14 protein-coding genes and 1 pseudogene are annotated in these 17,704 nt (G+C 58.7%); 10 read left to right on the forward strand and 5 right to left on the reverse strand.

Going from position 1 to position 17,704, the window contains the following annotated elements; all coding sequences use genetic code 11:
• Positions 1-31 precede the first annotated feature (31 nt).
• The 4 genes from AC1ROI_RS02790 to AC1ROI_RS02805 all read right to left on the reverse strand — a co-directional run bounded on the left by AC1ROI_RS02790 (position 32) and on the right by AC1ROI_RS02805 (position 4,723).
• Positions 32-799: an ABC transporter permease gene (locus AC1ROI_RS02790; protein WP_017339233.1), complete on the reverse strand. Its 768-nt coding sequence runs from the start codon at positions 797-799 to the stop codon at positions 32-34.
• Positions 796-1,644, reverse strand: coding sequence for an ABC transporter ATP-binding protein (locus tag AC1ROI_RS02795; RefSeq protein WP_083376550.1), 849 nt, complete (start codon positions 1,642-1,644; stop codon positions 796-798). Before AC1ROI_RS02795 ends, AC1ROI_RS02790 begins: the two co-directional genes overlap by 4 nt.
• 179 nt (positions 1,645-1,823) lie before the next feature.
• Positions 1,824-3,911: an acetate--CoA ligase family protein gene (locus AC1ROI_RS02800; protein ID WP_172962164.1), complete on the reverse strand. Its 2,088-nt coding sequence runs from the start codon at positions 3,909-3,911 to the stop codon at positions 1,824-1,826.
• A 2-nt stretch (positions 3,912-3,913) separates the two neighbouring features.
• Complete coding sequence (locus AC1ROI_RS02805) at positions 3,914-4,723, reverse strand: enoyl-CoA hydratase/isomerase family protein (protein WP_102593967.1); 810 nt, start codon at positions 4,721-4,723, stop codon at positions 3,914-3,916.
• Between the two features lie 120 nt (positions 4,724-4,843).
• Between AC1ROI_RS02805 and AC1ROI_RS02810 the strand changes: the two genes are divergently transcribed.
• Positions 4,844-5,638, forward strand: coding sequence for an IclR family transcriptional regulator (locus AC1ROI_RS02810; RefSeq protein WP_102593966.1), 795 nt, complete (start codon positions 4,844-4,846; stop codon positions 5,636-5,638).
• Positions 5,639-5,802: 164 nt separating this feature from the next.
• Here AC1ROI_RS02810 and AC1ROI_RS02815 read toward each other — a convergent pair whose 3' ends face one another.
• Positions 5,803-6,678 carry a LysR substrate-binding domain-containing protein gene (locus AC1ROI_RS02815; RefSeq protein ID WP_010461058.1) on the reverse strand — a complete coding sequence of 292 codons (876 nt, stop codon included), beginning with the start codon at positions 6,676-6,678 and terminating at the stop codon, positions 5,803-5,805.
• A gap of 143 nt (positions 6,679-6,821) precedes the next feature.
• On the opposite strand from AC1ROI_RS02815, the gene AC1ROI_RS02820 reads away from it, so the two are divergent.
• From AC1ROI_RS02820 to AC1ROI_RS02860, 9 genes and pseudogenes are all read left to right on the forward strand, one after another.
• Positions 6,822-7,172, forward strand: coding sequence for a RidA family protein (locus tag AC1ROI_RS02820; RefSeq protein WP_102593965.1), 351 nt, complete (start codon positions 6,822-6,824; stop codon positions 7,170-7,172).
• Between the two features lie 48 nt (positions 7,173-7,220).
• Positions 7,221-8,612, forward strand: coding sequence for an FAD-dependent oxidoreductase (locus AC1ROI_RS02825; RefSeq protein ID WP_102593964.1), 1,392 nt, complete (start codon positions 7,221-7,223; stop codon positions 8,610-8,612).
• 304 nt (positions 8,613-8,916) lie between these two features.
• A complete protein-coding gene (locus AC1ROI_RS02830; RefSeq protein ID WP_077749699.1) occupies positions 8,917-10,083 on the forward strand; it encodes a 2-aminoethylphosphonate--pyruvate transaminase in 1,167 nt (388 codons plus the stop codon).
• A gap of 265 nt (positions 10,084-10,348) precedes the next feature.
• The gene (locus tag AC1ROI_RS02835) at positions 10,349-11,692 is read left to right on the forward strand and encodes an MFS transporter (RefSeq protein ID WP_010461067.1); all 1,344 of its coding nucleotides are present in this window, start codon (positions 10,349-10,351) and stop codon (positions 11,690-11,692) included.
• 39 nt (positions 11,693-11,731) lie between these two features.
• Positions 11,732-12,559: a phosphonoacetaldehyde hydrolase gene (phnX, locus tag AC1ROI_RS02840; RefSeq protein ID WP_010461068.1), complete on the forward strand. Its 828-nt coding sequence runs from the start codon at positions 11,732-11,734 to the stop codon at positions 12,557-12,559.
• Positions 12,560-12,634: 75 nt separating this feature from the next.
• Entirely contained in the window at positions 12,635-14,155 is a 1,521-nt protein-coding gene (gene exaC / locus AC1ROI_RS02845; RefSeq protein ID WP_311095956.1) for an acetaldehyde dehydrogenase ExaC, read from the forward strand.
• Between the two features lie 184 nt (positions 14,156-14,339).
• A pseudogene (locus tag AC1ROI_RS02850) lies at positions 14,340-15,365 on the forward strand (HAMP domain-containing protein); the annotation flags it as partial.
• A 27-nt stretch (positions 15,366-15,392) separates the two neighbouring features.
• Positions 15,393-16,223 (forward strand): methyl-accepting chemotaxis protein, encoded by an 831-nt coding sequence (locus AC1ROI_RS02855; protein ID WP_374222461.1) that lies wholly within the window; start codon positions 15,393-15,395, stop codon positions 16,221-16,223.
• A 75-nt stretch (positions 16,224-16,298) separates the two neighbouring features.
• The coding region (locus AC1ROI_RS02860) for an acetate--CoA ligase (protein ID WP_492572001.1) at positions 16,299-17,704 on the forward strand (1,406 nt) is incomplete at its 3' end.

Genomic DNA, 17,704 nt, shown 5'->3' on the forward strand with positions numbered 1-17,704 from the left:
CACCTGTATTTTCTTGTGCGTTATGAACAGGTCAAACCGAAGCTTCACGATCACCCAGGTCTTTTTTCCACGGCATCAGACGGGTTTCAACCATCCGCACGACCGCTTGCAGCAGCAGCGCCAGGGCGATAATCGCGACCAGTGCAGCGAACACACCGGCGGTGTCCAACTGCCCGGCGGCATCCTGCAGCAGGTAGCCGAGCCCACGATTGGAGGCCATGATTTCGCCGACGATGGCGCCGATCAGGGCGTAGGGCACCGAAAGCTTGAGGCCGGTGAACACCCATTGGATGGCCGAGGGGAATACCACTTTGGTGATCAGGTGGTGTTCGCGGGCGCCCATCAAGCGCAGGATCTCCAGCTGCTCGCGGTCAACCGCACGCACGCCGCTGTAGGTGTTGAGGAACACCAGGAAGAACACAATGGTGGCGGTCAGGATGATCTTCATCTCGATGCCGATGCCGAACCACATGATGAACAGCGGAGCCAAGGCCACTTTCGGCAGGCTGTAGATCGAGATCAGGATCGGATCGAGCAGCTTGGCCAGCAATTCGTTTCGGCCCAACAGCAGCCCCACCGCAATCCCGACGGTCGCCCCGAGCACGAAGCCTGCGAGCGTCTCCACCACGGTTATCCCGCCATGAGAAAACAGCCTGCCACTGATGACCAGCTCGTAGAACTTGCCGGCGATCTCACTGGGTGAGCTAACGAAAAAGGGATCGATCAACGGCCCCGATGACAGTTGCCAGGTGCCGAAAATCACGATGAAAATCGCCAGGCGTCCAAGGAAAATATTCATGCTCGGTTATCCTTTGCTGCATCGTTCAAAGACGGGGTCATGAAATCCCACAAGTCACCGCAGAGCTGGTGATAGCGGGGGTCCTTGCGCAACTGCAAAATGTTGCGTTCCTCGCCCAGGGGAATCTGTACATCCTTGACGATGGTGCCGGGGCGGCCGGCGAAGATCAGGCAACGGTCGCCGAGTGCCACGGCTTCATCCAAATCGTGGGTGACGAAGATGACGGTCTTGTTCAACCGGCGACTGAGGCGGATCAATTCGGTTTGCATGCGCATCCGCAGTTGCGCATCCAGCGCCGCGAAGGGCTCGTCCATCAGCAAGGTTTCGGGGTCATAAGCCAGCAGCCGAGCCAGGGCCGCACGTTTACGCATGCCGCCGGAGAGCTGGCTGGGATAAGACTTTTCAAAGCCTTCAAGACCCACCAGTTGAATCAGTTCCTGAATGCGCACGCGCCGTTCGGCCTTGGCCATGCCCTGGATTTCCAACGGCACGGCAATGTTGCCGACCACATCACGCCAGGGCAGCAAGTGGTCACTCTGGGTCATGTAGCCGGTACGGCCATTGACCCCGCAAACGGCCTTGCCGTTGTAGACCACCTGCCCTTCAGTGGGCGCAAACAGCCCCGCGACCATGTTCAGCAGGGTGGACTTGCCGCATCCCGACGGCCCGACCACGGTGACCACTTCGCCCTTTTTGATCGACAGGTTGATGCTATGGGAGGCCTGCTTGGCCACACCCTTGACGGTGAAGGATTTGGAGACGCCGATAAACTGAATGAGCGATGAAGCCTGCTCGTCGCGTTCAGCGCCTTTGGGCTGGGTGATGGATTTCAATGCGACAGGCATGATGGGCTCCCGCTCTGAAAATGGACGTTACCCAGAGGGAGCCGTTGATTTGATGTGCAATTAAATACGTTCATAGCGACCTACTTGTTTTTATGAGTCGTTGATGAAGCTGTCTTGATTATGAAACCGAGGGTGTGGGGGTCAATCCACCTATTCCACACAGTGGAACAGGTGGAGCCTCAGGCCAACAGTGTCAGGCCATCCACCGCCCTCACGCCCTGCCCTTCGGCAAAAACCCGCAACGGGTTGATCTCTGCCTCGTCGAGCTTTGTGCCCAGGGTGGTGGCCATGTCGGCGAACGCGACAATGCAATCGACCAGCGCGTTGATATCGGCCTTGGGCGCGCCGCGATAACCATCGAGCAACGCAAAGGTTTTCAACTCCCGGAGCATCGCGTCCGCGTCTTTGCGCGTGATCGGGAGCAGCCGCATGCTGGTATCCCGCAGCAGTTCGGCGCTGACACCGCCCATGCCCAGCAGCAGCGCAGGCCCCAGTTGCGGGTCACGATGGAAGCCCAGAATCAGCTCGTGGCCACCACTGACCATCTCCTGGACAAGAAAGCGCTCGGGCACGAACCCGACCTTGCCCGCGACCACGCTGCGCATGTCGTCCAACGCTTGGCCAATGCTGTGTTCGGTCAGGCCGAGCGCAACGCCGCCGACTTCGGTCTTGTGGGTGATGCGCTCGGAGAGCACCTTGAGCACCACCTTCGGTCCGAGCATGCGGGCGGCCTCGATTGCCTGGCCGGCTTCCCCGACCGCCTGCTCGCGGGTGACGGGCACACCGAAACGGGTAAACAGGGCTTTGCTTTGCTGTTCATCAAGGGTTCCGCTCGGTAACTGCTGAACTTCCTCGGCCGTCATATGCTGGCTGCTCGATTGCGCATGCGGCGTATCTTGAGCAACGTAGGCTTTGGCTTTCATCGCCAGCAACGCACTCGCGCAGGCCTCAGGCGCAGTAAAGGCGACGCCCTGGTTGCTGTTGATGCGCAGCAAGGCTTGGGGCGCGTGCGGGCTGACATAGGCGAGTACGGGCTTGCTGCTGTCGCGCTGGCTATTACGGATCGCGTCGGCCATCAGCGTCGGGCGCGCGACGCCGGATGAGCCCACTACACTGATGACCGCGTCGTAGTCCGCGCTTTCCAGCAGGATGCGCATGGCCTCTTGCATGATCTGCGGCTGCAGGCCAGCCAGCGTCAGGTCGATAGGGTTGCGATCGAGCACCGCCTGGTCGCCGATATCCAAATCGCGCAAACGTGCGGCCGTGGCCTCACCCGGCGGCGGGGTGTCGAAACCATTGGCACCCAAGGCATCGGCGATCAGCGTGCCGGCTCCGCCGGTCGAGGTCAGAATCGCCACCCGGTTACCCACCATCGTGCGCCGGCTGGCCAACGCGAACGGCAGGTCGAGCAGATCGGCAAACGTCTGCGCCCGCACGATACCCAGTTGTTTGAAGTACACGTCGTAGAGTGCATCGGCTCCGGCCAGGGCGCCGGTATGCGAAGCCGCCGAACGGGCGCCGGCTTCGGAACGCCCGACCTTGAACACTACGATGGGCTTGCCGGCGGCACGAGCCTTGAGTGCGGCGCGGCTGAACTTCTCGGTATCGCGCAGCCCTTCCAGGTACAGGGCGATGACTTCGGTAGCTTCGTCATCCACCAGGTAGTCGACGAAATCGGCGACATCCAGGTCGACTTCGTTGCTGGTCGCCACCAGCTTGGAAAAACCAATGCCGGCGGCGGCACCGCGGGACAGGATCGAGCCCAGGATCCCGCCACTCTGGGAAATCACCGCGATATTGCCCGCTCTCAACGCATCCTGATCCAGCGCGCCGCTGGCCGACAAGGTGATGCCCTGGGTGAGGTTGATCAGACCGATGGTGTTCGGCCCCAGGATACGCATGTTGCCCCGCGCCTTTTTCAAGGCTTGCTGGCGCGCGATGCCTTCCTCGCCAGCCTCGCCATAACCACCGGCAAGCACGATGGCCGCTGGCGTGCCCATGGCCGCCAATTCGGCAACGGCCTGGTTGGCACGTTCGGGACCGAGCAGGATGATGGCGGCATCAGGCACCTCCGGCAGCGCGGCGATAGAGGGATAGCACGTCAACCCGTCGATCTCGGTGTAACGCGGGTTGACCGGGTACAAGCGGCCCTCGAAGCCATGTTTGCGCAGGAATGCGATGGGCCGTCCGGAGGTCTTTTGCGCATCGCCGGACGCACCGATCACCGCGACACTGCGCGGGTTCATCAGGCGGGAAATGTTATCCATGCTCATCCCCTCTTCGCCTTGGCCGCCAGAAAGGCCGCGACCGACGCCTGATGCTCGGCCGAGGTGTAGCAGATGCCCTGGGCCTGGCTGCCCATGGCCAATACCTGGGCCTGGGTAAGTTCGAAGCTGTTGTTGAGAATGGATTTGCTCAATGCCAGCGCGGTCGCTGAGCCAGCGGACAATTCCAGCGCCCAGCGCCGGGTTTCGTCTAGCAGGTCATCGTGATCGACCACCCGATCCACCAGGCCGATCGCCAGACCTTCTTCAGGCTGTACGCTGCGCCCGGTGTAGATAAGCTCCTTGGCCTTGGGCAGCCCGACCCGACGCGGCAGCAGGTACAAGCCGCCACCGTCGGGGATCAGGCCTCGTGCGATGTAACTCATGGCGTAGCTGGCTTGCCGGGAGGACACCACGAAGTCGCAGCTCAAGGCCAGGTCGCAACCCAGCCCAGTGGCAGCGCCATTGACGGCGGCCAGGGTCGGTTTGGGCAGATTGAGCAACAGGGAGACCGCATGATGCACACGCTGCTGGCGCTTCCAGCCGTTAAAGGCCACCTCGCCCGCCGGTGCGCTCATACGTTTTTCCATGCCCTTGATGTCGCCTCCCGCGCAGAAGCCTTTGCCGGTGCCGGTGATGATGAGGGCGCGGATCTGGCTGTTCGCGGCCACCTCTTCCAGCAACTCGATCATGTGGCTGCGCATCTCGTCGCTGATCGCATTGCGAGCCTCGGGGCGATTGAGGGTCAGCACTGCGATGCCGTCGTCATCGACGGCCATGTGGATCGGCGAAGTAACACTTTGCAACATCGTCATGGGGAATCTCTCTCTTGTTGTTGGCATGGCAGCGGCCCAAACTGAAGAGCCTTACGCTGATCCCAAGTCTATGGAGCTCCCCATGATTGACAATCCGGCAATTCCACTGGATGGAACACGATGAGCGAGGACGACGGGTTTGATACGCCGGGCGCCGGCAAGGCGCCGATAAACCGTTCGCTTGAGCGAGGCCTGGAAATTCTGCGAGCCTTCCGTGCAGGCACCGAATACCTAGGCAATGGCGATATCAGCGAGCGCACCGGGTTGTCCAAGTCCACGATCAGTCGTTTGACCCAGACACTGATCCACAGCGGCATGCTGGTGTACGACGGCCAGCGCAGTGCTTATCGCCTCGCACCCGCCACCCTTTGCTTTGGCAATGCCATGTACAACAGCAGCTCGCTGATACACCTTGCCGCGCCACTGATGCGCGAAGCCGCTCAGACGCTGAAAGTGAACGTAGGTTTGGCCGCTGCCGACCGAGATGAAATGATCTATCTGGAATCGATCCGACTGAGTCGCAAGAACACACCGCGCACAGTACAAACCGGCCAGCGAGTCCCCATGGAATTTACATCCCTGGGGCGTGCCTATCTTGCAACTATTCCCGCTCAAAAACGGCAGACGCTGATGGAGCAATTCAAGTCCAAACGCTGCGATGCCAGATGGAAGGTGCTCAAAACGGATATCGAAGAATCATGCGAAAGTGTTCGACTCAGGGGGTACTGCGCTGCGTCTTGGCAAGCTGAAGTAGTCGCTATTTCCACTCCTCTGGGCATTCACAATTACAAAGATCACATTTTGAATATCAGCTTATCTACTCCGCAGTCCATCGAAGCCGTACTGGAGCAATACGCTGAGCATTTGCTGGCTCTCGCCGACAAAATCCGCGCCATTGTTGATACCTTGGATTAATCCTCGATGTTCGACGAGCGGCTGATATTTGAACCCCTCATCGCTGGCAACCAGTGCGGTCGCAAGAACAGAAACGTTTACGTATCGATCAGGTATGTAACGCGAAAGCATTGATCTTTTAAAGGGTAACTCTGCCGGATAGCATCCACATCGAACCCCATACTTCATTCAGCCAATCTCTCTCGAACCATCTCAAAAAAGGTCGTCAGGATGCGCCGGGAACTCTGTGCGCGCAGGCAAACCAGTGTCTCGGTGAAGCGTCGCTGACTATCGACGATAGGCAACCCGCGAAGCCGCGAGTCGAAGCCAAGCTCGGTCGCCGAGACAACACCTACGCCCATACCTATCGCCACGGCTTCGCGCGCGGCTTCACGGCCTTCCACTTCGATCGCCTTGCGGATGCGCAACCCCGCGGTTGCCATCTCTTCCTCCAGGCACAGGCGCGTCACTGAGCCTTTTTCGCGCAGGACCAGCGGCGTGTCGTGCAGATCGCCAAGGCTGATGGATTCGCGTTGCGCCCAGGGATGGTCAAGCGCGACGAACGCGAGCATCGGATCGCTACGCAGGGGCAGCGACAGCAGTCGGTCGTCTTCGATATTGCGCCCCAGCAGAGCAATGTCGGCCTGATGACCGAACAACCGCTGCAACACCTCATCGGTATTGGCGGTTTCAATCTTCACATCGATACCGGGATAACGACTGCAAAAGCGTGCGACATAGGGCAGCACATGCACCGGCGCATCCACGGCGAGGTTCAAGGTTCCCGTGGACAGGGTGCGGTAGTCCATCAGCATGTCGTGGGCATCGACACTGATATCAAACAAGCGCCGGGTCAGGCCGAACAACCGCTCGCCCACTTCAGTCAGGCGTACCAGACGCTTGTCGCGGTAGAACACCATCACCCCGTAGTAATCCTCAAGCTTGCGAACCTGGTCGGACACCGCCGGTTGAGACAGGCAGAGCTGCTCTGCCGCGCGGGTAAAACTTCCGTTGATAGCGACAGCGTGGAACGCCTTGAGTTGAGTATGGGAAATCGTCATCGGGGAAGCCTCAGCATAGGTTCAGCTTATTCATGCATACGTTAAATCGATTTTATTTATAGACGATGAACTGCAAGCATGGTTTTCACAAGCCCCGACCAGTGTTCGAACACTGCGCCCTCCTATCAACCTGGGAATGCTTAATGGACATCGAACGTTTCACAGCCCTAAAACGCCGCTCGGACATGGTCCGGTACGACAACCACCTCTACATCGGAGGCCAGGTTGCCAGCGACCTCAGGGGCGATATCGAGGAACAGACCCACGAGGTGCTCGCCGGCATCGAGCAGCTATTGCTCAGTGCCGGCAGCAGCCGCAAGCAGGTGCTTTCGGTGCGTATCCTGCTCGCCCATCGCGAGGACTATGCAGGGCTCAACAAAGTCTGGGACGCGTTCTTTCCCGAAGGCCATGCCCCCACACGAGCTTGCACCCTGGCGGATTTGATCGACCCCGGTTGGCGCGTGGAAATGATCGTGGTCGCCGCATGCGGCTGATTGCTTCCTGAAACCCTGCCCTCAAACCGCTCCAACGGAGATGACCTCATGCGCCCCTACTGGCTCGATCAGGCCCTTAAAACTCAACCCGACTCGCCCTGCCCGCCGCTGCGGCAGAACACCCGCGCCGATGTCTGCATTGTCGGTGGTGGTTACACGGGTTTGTGGACCGCGATCATGCTCAAAGAACAGAATCCCGAGCTGGACGTGGTCATCGTCGAAGCCGACATCTGCGGTGCCGGTGCCAGTGGGCGCAACGGCGGCTGCGCACTGTCCTGGTCGGCCAAGTACTTCACCCTGGAACGCTTGTTCGGCGTCGAGGAGGCAATACGCCTGGTCAAGGAATCGGAACAGAGTATTTACGCCATCGGCAGCTTTTGCGAGAAGTACGCGGTTGATGCCGATTACCGTCTCGATGGCACGCTTTACACGGCGACTAACCGCGCTCAGGTCGGTTCGACCGACGGGGTGATCGCCGCGCTGGAGCTCAATGGCATCAACTCTTTCTCCAAATGCGCGCTAGCTGACGTACAGCGTATGGCGGGTTCAACCCGACACGTTGAAGGCTGGTTCTCGCCTGCGGCAGCCAGTGTGCAACCGGGCAAGCTGGTGCGTGGTCTGCGTCGAGTCGCAATGGAGTTGGGTGTGCGCATCTACGAAGGCTCGCCGATGACCGGTTTGGAAGAGGGGCTGCCCACCATCGTCAACACGCCGAACGGGAAAGTGACCTGCGATCGTGTCGTGTTGGCGATGAACGCCTGGATGGCCCGTGCTTTTCCACAGTTCTCGCGGTCGGTAGCCATCGTCTCCAGCGACATGATTATTACTGAGCCACGACCTGACCTGCTCGAGCGCATAGGCCTGACCAGCGGGGTCACCGTGCTCGACTCACGTATCTTCGTGCATTACTACCACAACACTCCGGACGGCCGGATCATGCTCGGCAAAGGTGGCAATACCTTCGCTTACGGCGGGCGCATCCTGCCCGTATTCGACCAGCCTTCGCCCTACAAAGGATTGTTGCGCAACACCCTTGCGGAGTTCTTCCCGGACTTTGCCGATGTCGGCATCGCCGCCACCTGGAATGGCCCGTCCGATCGCTCCGTCACCGGGCTACCGTTCTTCGGTCGCATGGGCGCTAGCGGCAACATCTTTTATGGCTTCGGCTATTCCGGCAGCGGCGTCGGTCCGTGTCATATGGGAGGAAAAATCCTCTCATCGCTGGTGTTGGGGATGGACAACCCATGGACACGCTCGCCGCTGGTGCAAGGTCCACTCGGCCATTTCCCACCGGAGCCGATCCGTTACCTGGGCTCACTGATGGTGCGCAACGCCATTCGCCGCAAGGAGCACGCCGAGGACCACAACCTGCGCCCCCGTCGACTGGATGTGCGTCTGGCGAAATTCGCCGCGGCGGCTGGCAAGTCAGACAAGGGCTAACGCCTCCATCACGCAGCGAAAACATTACGCTTGCCACTAAAAACCGCCTGGCCATTGGCCGGGCGGTTTTTTTGTTTACAACACAGATGCGTCGCGCCGCCCAGTAGCCTTTGATCGCCCAGGGCGCGGCGATCTGAACCCGATAACCATGGAATCGCGATAATAGAGCGCGAGATCCAACATGCTCACTTATAAGCTCAGCTTGTTATTGACATGTGATAAATCGATTTCAGTTATTTCTAGGCGAGTGTTTTTATTGGCCCATGCATCACTCCTTACAAAAACAACACCGCCGGAGAAGATCATGACCAAAGCTGAATTTCCGACCACACAAGCGCTGGCTACGCCAGCCTTGGGTGAACCTTACCTGCTGACGCCAGGCCCGTTGACCACGTCCAAAGCCACCAAGGAAGCGATGCTGCGCGACTGGGGTTCATGGGATGTTTCCTTCAATCAAGTCACTGCTGAAGTTCGCCAGAACTTGCTCAGCATGGCAGGCATAAAGGACGACAGCTTCGTCTGCGTGCCTTTGCAAGGCAGCGGCAGCTATTCGGTGGAGGCTGCTTTGGCCACTGCCATCCCTCGAGACGGCAAAGCGCTTGTATTAATGAATGGCGCCTATGGCCAACGCGCCACCAAGACCCTGGAGTATCTGGGTCGCGCGTTTATCACCCTGGACAAAGGGGATTACTTGCCGCCCCAGCCTGAGGAAGTGGACGCCCTGCTCAGGGATAACCCGGACGTCACCAACGTCTTCCTCGTCCATTGCGAAACCAGTTCCGGCATTCTCAATCCGCTGCGCCAAATTGCCGATGTGGTGAAAGCGCATGGCAAGAGCCTGATCATCGATGCGATGAGCTCCTTCGGAGCTGTGCCATTGACGGTCGATGAAATACCTTTTGACGTGGTGGTGTCTTCTGCCAACAAATGCATCGAGGGTATTCCGGGGTTCGGTTTCGTTATCATCCGTCGCTCCGTGATCGAGGCCGCCAAAGGCCGCGCCAATTCACTCAGCCTCGACCTTTACGAGCAGTGGGTTTACATGGAGCGCACTGGCCAATGGCGTTTCACGCCACCGACCCACAGCGTGGTAGCGTTCCATAAAGCCTTGGAGCAACACACTGCCGAAGGCGGCGTGCATGGCCGGTTGGCGCGCTACACCCGCAATCGCGATGTACTCGTCACCGGCATGCGCGAACTTGGCTTTAGAACATTGCTTGAGGACCGTTGGCTTTCGCCAATCATCACCACGTTCTTCAGTCCAGAACATCCAAATTTTGAGTTCAAACGGTTCTACGATGAACTCAAAGCCCGTCAGTTCATCATCTACCCCGGCAAACTGACGGTAGCCGAAAGTTTCCGTATTGGCTGTATCGGCCAGATCGACGAATACATCGTCCATCAGTTGCTGCGCGCCATCGCCGACAGTCTTGTGGCGATGAACGTCGACATGCAACAGCCGACAGGCTGACCGCCCCTTTAAAGGTTCTTGTCAATTCGAGCACAGGTGCAATGGGTAGCACCTTTGGACAGGGATCTTTTTTTAAAACATGGATCCGGTGACTTATCGCTAGGCAATGCCGAGCAGCAGTCAGTGACCGTGGCAATTTAAAACTTAAAGCCTGATGCCATTCACTGCCATCTAATCGATGTCGTGTGCGTGGACAGATTTTCTGTACCGAAAACAAAAACAATTACTTTGCGCTGTCTGGCACCACATACGGGATCAGAACACCATGAACAAGAATGCTACAAGTCCTCTCGCAACCGGCTGGAAATCGCTCCAGCGTTGGCGCGTGCAAATTTTCCTCATCACCTGGGTGGCCTATGCCGCCTTCTACTTTACCCGCAAGGCGTTTTCTGTCGCCAAACTGGGTATTGGCGAAGACCCGAACTTCATCCTCGAAAAGTCCATGATGGCCAATCTGGATGCCCTCTACCTTACCGCGTATGCAGTAGGACAGTTTCTTTGGGGCAACTTCTCTGACCGCTTCGGCCCGAGGGTCGTGGTACTTAGCGGGCTCGTCATTTCCGCGTTAGCTGCGCTACTTATGGGCACTTACGCCACCTTACCGATTTTCGCCTCCTGCATGTTAATACAGGGCCTGGCTCAGTCCACCGGTTGGTCTGGCCTATGCAAGAACGTCGGTAGTTTCTTCAGCACTGGCGAACGCGGCCGCGTACTGGGTTACTGGAGCACCTGCTACGCCTTCGGGGGTCTGGTAGCAACACCGTTTGCCGGTTGGTGGGCCTACAACCAATACCATGACTGGCGCATAGCGTTCATCAGCAGCGCCGTGGTGGTACTGGTTGTAGCGGTATTGTTCTTTTTCCTGCAGCGCAACCAGCCAGAAGATGTCGGCCTGCCTCCCGTCGAGATCGAAATAGAACCCGTCAGCAAGGTCGCAGTTCCGCGCGAAAGTATGTGGGCTGGCTTGCGCACGGTGATGAAAAATCGAACTGTGCTGGTGCTTGGCCTCGCGTATTTCATGCTCAAGCCAGCGCGCTACGCGATCCTCCTGTGGGGGCCAGTCATTATCTACGAACGGATGCCCGAGATTGGCAAAGTGGCATCCGCAATCGTTCCAACGGCTTTTGAACTAGCGGGTCTGGCAGGTCCGATCCTCATCGGTATCGCATCAGACAAGTACTTCGGTGCTCGTCGTATGCCGGCCTGTGTCCTTAGCCTGGTTCTCCTCACCATTTGCCTTGCGCTGTTCGTCCCCGCCATGCAGAGCGGAAGTCTTTACATGGTGGTTGGCCTGCTATTCATGATGGGCCTGACACTCTACGGGCCGGATTCGATGATGAGCGGCTCGGCTGCCATTGATTTCGGCAGTAAGGACGGTGCGGCCTCCGCCGCAGGTTTCGTCAACGGTTGCGGTTCGATAGGGGCGGTCCTCGGCGGCCTGTTACCCGGATATTTCGACACCACCACCATTTTCCTGGTGTTCACCGTCGCGGCGCTGCTGGCCAGCTTGATGTTGATTCCATTTTGGAACAGTCGCCCGAAAACGGTGGAAAGCAAGGAGCTGGCCTCAACTCCAGTGCAACCGGTCATTGTCGGCACCAACTCCTGAACCCGAATCAATCACTCACCCATTACTGGAGCAATCATCATGGACTACAAACAACCTTCCCAACTGCAAGCTGTGGTTCTGGACTGGGCGGGCACCGTCGTTGATTTCGGTTCTTTCGCACCGACCCAGATTTTCGTCGAAGCCTTTGCCGAGTTCGGCGTTGCGGTTTCCCTGCAAGAAGCTCGCGGACCGATGGGCATGGGCAAGTGGGACCACATCCGCACGCTGTGCAACGAGCCACAGATTGCCGACCGCTACCATGCCGCCTTCGGTCGGTTGCCAACCGATGATGATGTCACCGCCCTATACGAACGCTTCATGCCGCTGCAGATCGAAAAGATCGCGCTGCACTCGGCGCTGATTCCTGGTGCGCTCGACACCATCAACGGCTTGCGCGACAAGGGCCTGAAAATCGGTTCCTGCTCAGGCTACCCGGCTGTGGTCATGGAGAAAGTCGTAGAGCTGGCGCGCAAGAATGGTTATGTCACCGACCACGTGGTGGCGACTGACGAAGTGCCCAATGGACGCCCGCACCCTGCTCAAGCCTTGGCCAACGTGATTGCGCTGGGGATTAGCGACGTCGCCGCGTGCGTAAAGGTCGATGACACCTGGCCCGGCATTCTGGAAGGTCGTAGTGCGGGCATGTGGACCGTGGCGCTGACCTGCTCCGGCAATGCATTGGGCCTGACCTATGAAGAGTTCAAGGATTTATCCCTGGAGGAATTGGCCGAGGAACGCGCGCGCATCGTCAAGATGTTCGAAGGTTCCCGCCCGCACTACCTGATCGACACCATCGTTGATTTGCCGGCGGTCATCGAAGACATCAATGCCCGTCTGGCACGTGGCGAAACCCCTCAGGGCTCTTGAGCCTGTAGCGCTTGTGCAACTGACAGTGGCCGTCCCAAGGACGGCCACAACCAAAAACTACAAGAGAACGCCATCATGAACTACGCCCACCCTGGTACTCCCGGTTCCATCGTTTCCTTCAAGTCCCGTTACGGTAACTACATCGGCGGCGAGTTCGTCGCGCCTGTCAAAGGTCAGTACTTCACCAATACCTCGCCCGTGAATGGCCAACCGATTGCCGAATTCCCGCGCTCCACCGCCGAAGACATCGACAAAGCCCTGGACGCCGCCCACGCCGCTGCCGATGCCTGGGGCGCCACGTCCGCCCAGGCGCGCTCGCTGGTGCTGCTGAAAATCGCCGACCGCATTGAACAGAACCTGGAAGTCCTGGCAATCACCGAATCCTGGGACAACGGCAAAGCCGTGCGTGAAACCCTCAACGCCGACATCCCGCTGGCCGCCGACCATTTCCGCTACTTCGCCGGTTGCATCCGCGCCCAGGAAGGCAGCGCCGCCGAGATCGATGGCAACACCGTGGCCTATCACATCCACGAACCGCTGGGCGTGGTCGGGCAAATCATCCCCTGGAACTTCCCGATCCTGATGGCCGCCTGGAAACTCGCCCCGGCCCTGGCCGCCGGTAACTGCGTGGTGCTCAAGCCTGCCGAGCAAACCCCGCTGGGCATCACCGTGCTGATGGAGCTGATCGGCGACCTGCTGCCGCCGGGCGTGCTGAACGTCGTTCAAGGCTTCGGCAAAGAAGCCGGCGAAGCCCTGGCCACCAGCAAACGCATCGCCAAGATCGCCTTCACCGGCTCGACCCCGGTCGGCTCGCACATCATGAAATGCGCCGCCGAAAACATCATTCCGTCCACCGTGGAGCTGGGAGGCAAGTCGCCGAACATCTTCTTCGAAGACATCATGAAGGCCGAACCTTCCTTCATCGAAAAAGCCGCCGAAGGCCTGGTGCTGGCGTTCTTCAACCAGGGCGAAGTCTGCACCTGCCCTTCCCGCGCGCTGGTGCAGGAGTCGATCTACGACGACTTCATGAAAGTCGTGATGAAGAAAGTGCTGTCGATCAAACGTGGCGACCCGCTGGACACCGACACCATGGTCGGCGCCCAGGCGTCCGAGCAGCAATTCGACAAAATCCTGTCGTACCTGGAAATCGCCAAGGGCGAAGGCGCCGAGCTGCTGACCGGCGGCAAGGTGGAAAAACTCGAGGGCAACCTGGCGACCGGGTATTACATCCAGCCGACCCTGCTCAAGGGCACCAACAAAATGCGCGTGTTCCAGGAAGAAATCTTTGGCCCGGTGGTGAGCATCACCACCTTCAAGGACGAAGCCGAAGCCCTGGCCATCGCCAACGACACCGAGTTCGGCCTGGGTGCCGGCCTCTGGACCCGCGACATCAACCGCGCCTATCGCATGGGCCGCGCCATCAAGGCCGGTCGTGTGTGGACCAACTGCTACCACCTGTACCCGGCGCATGCCGCGTTCGGTGGTTACAAGAAGTCCGGCGTCGGCCGTGAAACCCACAAGATGATGCTCGATCACTATCAGCAGACCAAAAACCTGCTGGTGAGCTACGACATCAATCCGTTGGGCTTCTTCTAAAAATCGAGGGTTATACAGGTAATCCTGTGTCGCCCTTTCCAATAGCTTTCGCGAGCAGGCTCGCTCCCACATTTGAAATGCGTGCCCGCTGTGGGAGCCGGCTTGCTCGCGAAGGCGTCCTCGATAACCTGACATTCAAGGACTGGATGCCCTGCTCCCCTTGATCGATCCTTTGGAGTCCTCGATGAAAATCCGTTACAAGGTGAGCCTTGTGGCTGCTTGTGTGCTGTTCGTGACAACCAGTCTTCTGTCGCTGGTTCAGGTAGAGCAGATACGTACGATTTTGCGTCATCAGGTCGAGGCGAGCATCTCCGAATCGAGCAATGCTGTGGCACGTCAGATCGAAAACTGGCTGAACGGCAAACTACGTCTGATGGATTTGGCGTCCCAAGCGATCGACCGCCAGTACAGTGCGCAAGCGACCCAACGAATCATCGATTCGCCCATTTTGAAAGATGAATTCAAGCTGGTATTCGGCGCCCTTGAGTCTGATGGAAAACCCATCAAGAACACTGCCTCCTGGAATCCAAAACCTGATTATGACGGTCGCACCCGCCCTTGGTACGCAACCGGAAAAGCCGGTAGCCAGGCCGTTTTAACCGAGCCTTACAAGGACTCCACCACGGGTGAAATTCTGATCTCGGCAGTCGCGCGGATCAGCGACGCCGGTCAGTTGCTCGGGGTATTTGGTGGTGACATCCGCCTGACTACGGTTGCCGATGCCATCAATACACTGGATTTCGGTGGGGCCGGTTATGCGTTCCTGCTGAGTAAAAGTGGCAACATTATTTCCCATCCGGACGCCGAGCTGAACGGCAAGCCCTACAACCAGCTTTTCGCAGGCAGCGTTCTGCCTCTCGACAGTCAGCTTCAGCAGGTCAGCAGCGATGGGAAGTCTCTCCTGGTGTCCTTCATTCCGCTCTCCGGTCTCAAGGGCATGGATTGGTATATCGGTGTGGTGCTGGATCAGGACATCGTTATGGCCGCAGCCCACATCCTGAGCTGGCGTGCCGTCATCGGTACCGGCCTGGGCGTGCTGATTAGCCTGTTGGTGTTGGGCCTGCTGGTAAGGCGGCTACTGCGCCCCCTGGATCAACTCAAGGATTCGTTGGCAGACATCAATCGCGGAGAAGGCGACCTGACCCGCCAACTACCCGTGGTCGGCAATGATGAAATTGCGTTGGTCGCCGGAGAGTTCAACCAGTTCCTGCAGAACCTGAAAGCGCTCATTGGCGATGTGAAAAACAGCTCGCAACGCGTTCGTGAGAGCACCACAGCGACGTCATGCGAAGCGGACCAGGCAGCCAACCGTGTACAAGTTCAATTACAAGAACTGGATCAATTGGCCACCGCCATGACCGAGATGGCATCGACAGCCGAAGATGTCGCCCGTAACGCCCAAACCGCTGCCGAAGCGGCAATCGCTGCTAACGAGGAAACAGCGGACGGGGTTGCTCTGGTTTCCAGATCTACGGGGGCCATCAAGCGTTTGGCTGAAGAGATGGACGCCACAGGTCATGCGATCAATGAGTTGTCCACGCTCAGTCAAAACATTGAGTCCATTGTGGCGGTTATCACCAGCATCGCCGACCAGACCAACCTTCTTGCACTCAATGCGGCCATCGAGGCGGCACGTGCCGGCGAATCGGGACGCGGATTTGCTGTGGTGGCTGATGAGGTGCGCTCACTGGCCTCGCGAACCCAGCAATCCACGCAGGAAATACGCGAGATGATCGACCAGTTGCAGACAGGCGTGAAACACGCCCAAGTGCAAATGCAGCAAAGCCGCGATACGGCCAGCAAGACTGCCGGGGATGCCAACGCAGCCAATGACACCCTGAAGCGCATACGCGAGGCCATTTATCGTATCAATGACATGAACCTGCAGATCGCCGCGGCGGCTGAAGAACAAAGCGCCACGACCGAAGAAATCAATCGCAACACGACCAATATCCGCGATATCAGTCTTGAGGTATCCGGCAGTGCGGACAAACAGGTTCGTCAATGTTCAGTGATGGTGGACCACGTCGGCCAGCAGGACAAACTGCTCAGTCGTTTCAGGATTTGAGTTTCGCAATTGCCTGAGTGCTCAGGCTGCAAACAGTGACAAATCACAAACAACTATTCCACCGAGGTAAGAAAGATGAGTGCGGCTTCTCTGTATCCCGTTCGTCCCGAGGTTCTGGCCAATACGCTGACTGACGAGGCAACCTACAAAGCCATGTACCAGCAGTCGGTCGTCAACCCGGACGGCTTCTGGCGCGAGCAAGCCAAGCGCCTCGACTGGATCAAGCCTTTCACCACGGTGAAGCAAACCTCCTTCGACGATCACCATGTCGACATCAAATGGTTCGCCGACGGCACCCTCAACGTTTCCTACAACTGCCTCGACCGTCATCTGGCCGAGCGCGGCGATCAAGTGGCGATCATTTGGGAAGGGGATGACCCGGCCGAAAGCCGCAACATCACCTACCGCGAGCTGCACGAACAAGTCTGCAAGTTCGCCAACGCCTTGCGCGGCCAGGATGTGCACCGCGGCGACGTGGTGACTATCTATATGCCGATGATCCCCGAAGCCGTGGTCGCCATGCTGGCCTGCACCCGGATCGGCGCGATTCACTCGGTGGTGTTCGGTGGTTTCTCGCCGGAAGCCTTGGCCGGTCGCATCATCGACTGCAAATCCAAAGTGGTCATCACCGCTGACGAAGGCATTCGTGCCGGCAAGAAGATCCCGCTCAAGACCAACGTCGACGACGCGCTGACCAACCCGGAAACCAGCAGCATCCAGAAGGTCATCGTGTGCAAGCGCACCGGTGGCAACATCAAGTGGAACCAGCATCGCGACATCTGGTACGAAGACCTGATGAAAGTAGCGGGCAGTGTCTGCGCGCCGAAAGAGATGGGTGCTGAAGAAGCGCTGTTCATCCTTTACACCTCCGGTTCGACTGGCAAGCCGAAGGGCGTGCAGCACACCACCGGCGGTTACTTGCTGTACGCCGCCATGACCCACGAGCGCGTGTTCGACTACCGCCCGGGCGAAATCTACTGGTGCACCGCCGACGTCGGCTGGGTCACTGGACACAGCTATATCGTCTACGGCCCATTGGCCAACGGCGCGACCACGCTGCTGTTCGAAGGCGTGCCGAACTACCCGGACATCACCCGGGTGGCGAAGATCGTCGACAAGCATAAGGTCAACATCCTCTACACCGCACCGACCGCGATCCGCGCGATGATGGCGTCGGGTCAAGCCGCTGTTGAAGGTGCTGATGGCAGCAGTTTGCGCCTGTTGGGTTCGGTGGGTGAGCCGATCAATCCGGAAGCCTGGGACTGGTACTACAAGAATGTGGGCAAGTCCCGTTGCCCGATCGTCGACACCTGGTGGCAGACCGAAACCGGCGGCAACATGATGAGCCCGCTGCCGGGCGCTCACGCCCTCAAGCCGGGTTCGGCGGCACGTCCGTTCTTCGGTGTGGTGCCAGCGTTGGTCGACAACCTGGGCAACATCATCGAAGGCGTGGCCGAGGGCAACCTGGTGATTCTCGATTC

The organism is Pseudomonas sp. GW823-FHT02C02, assembly GCF_058797635.1.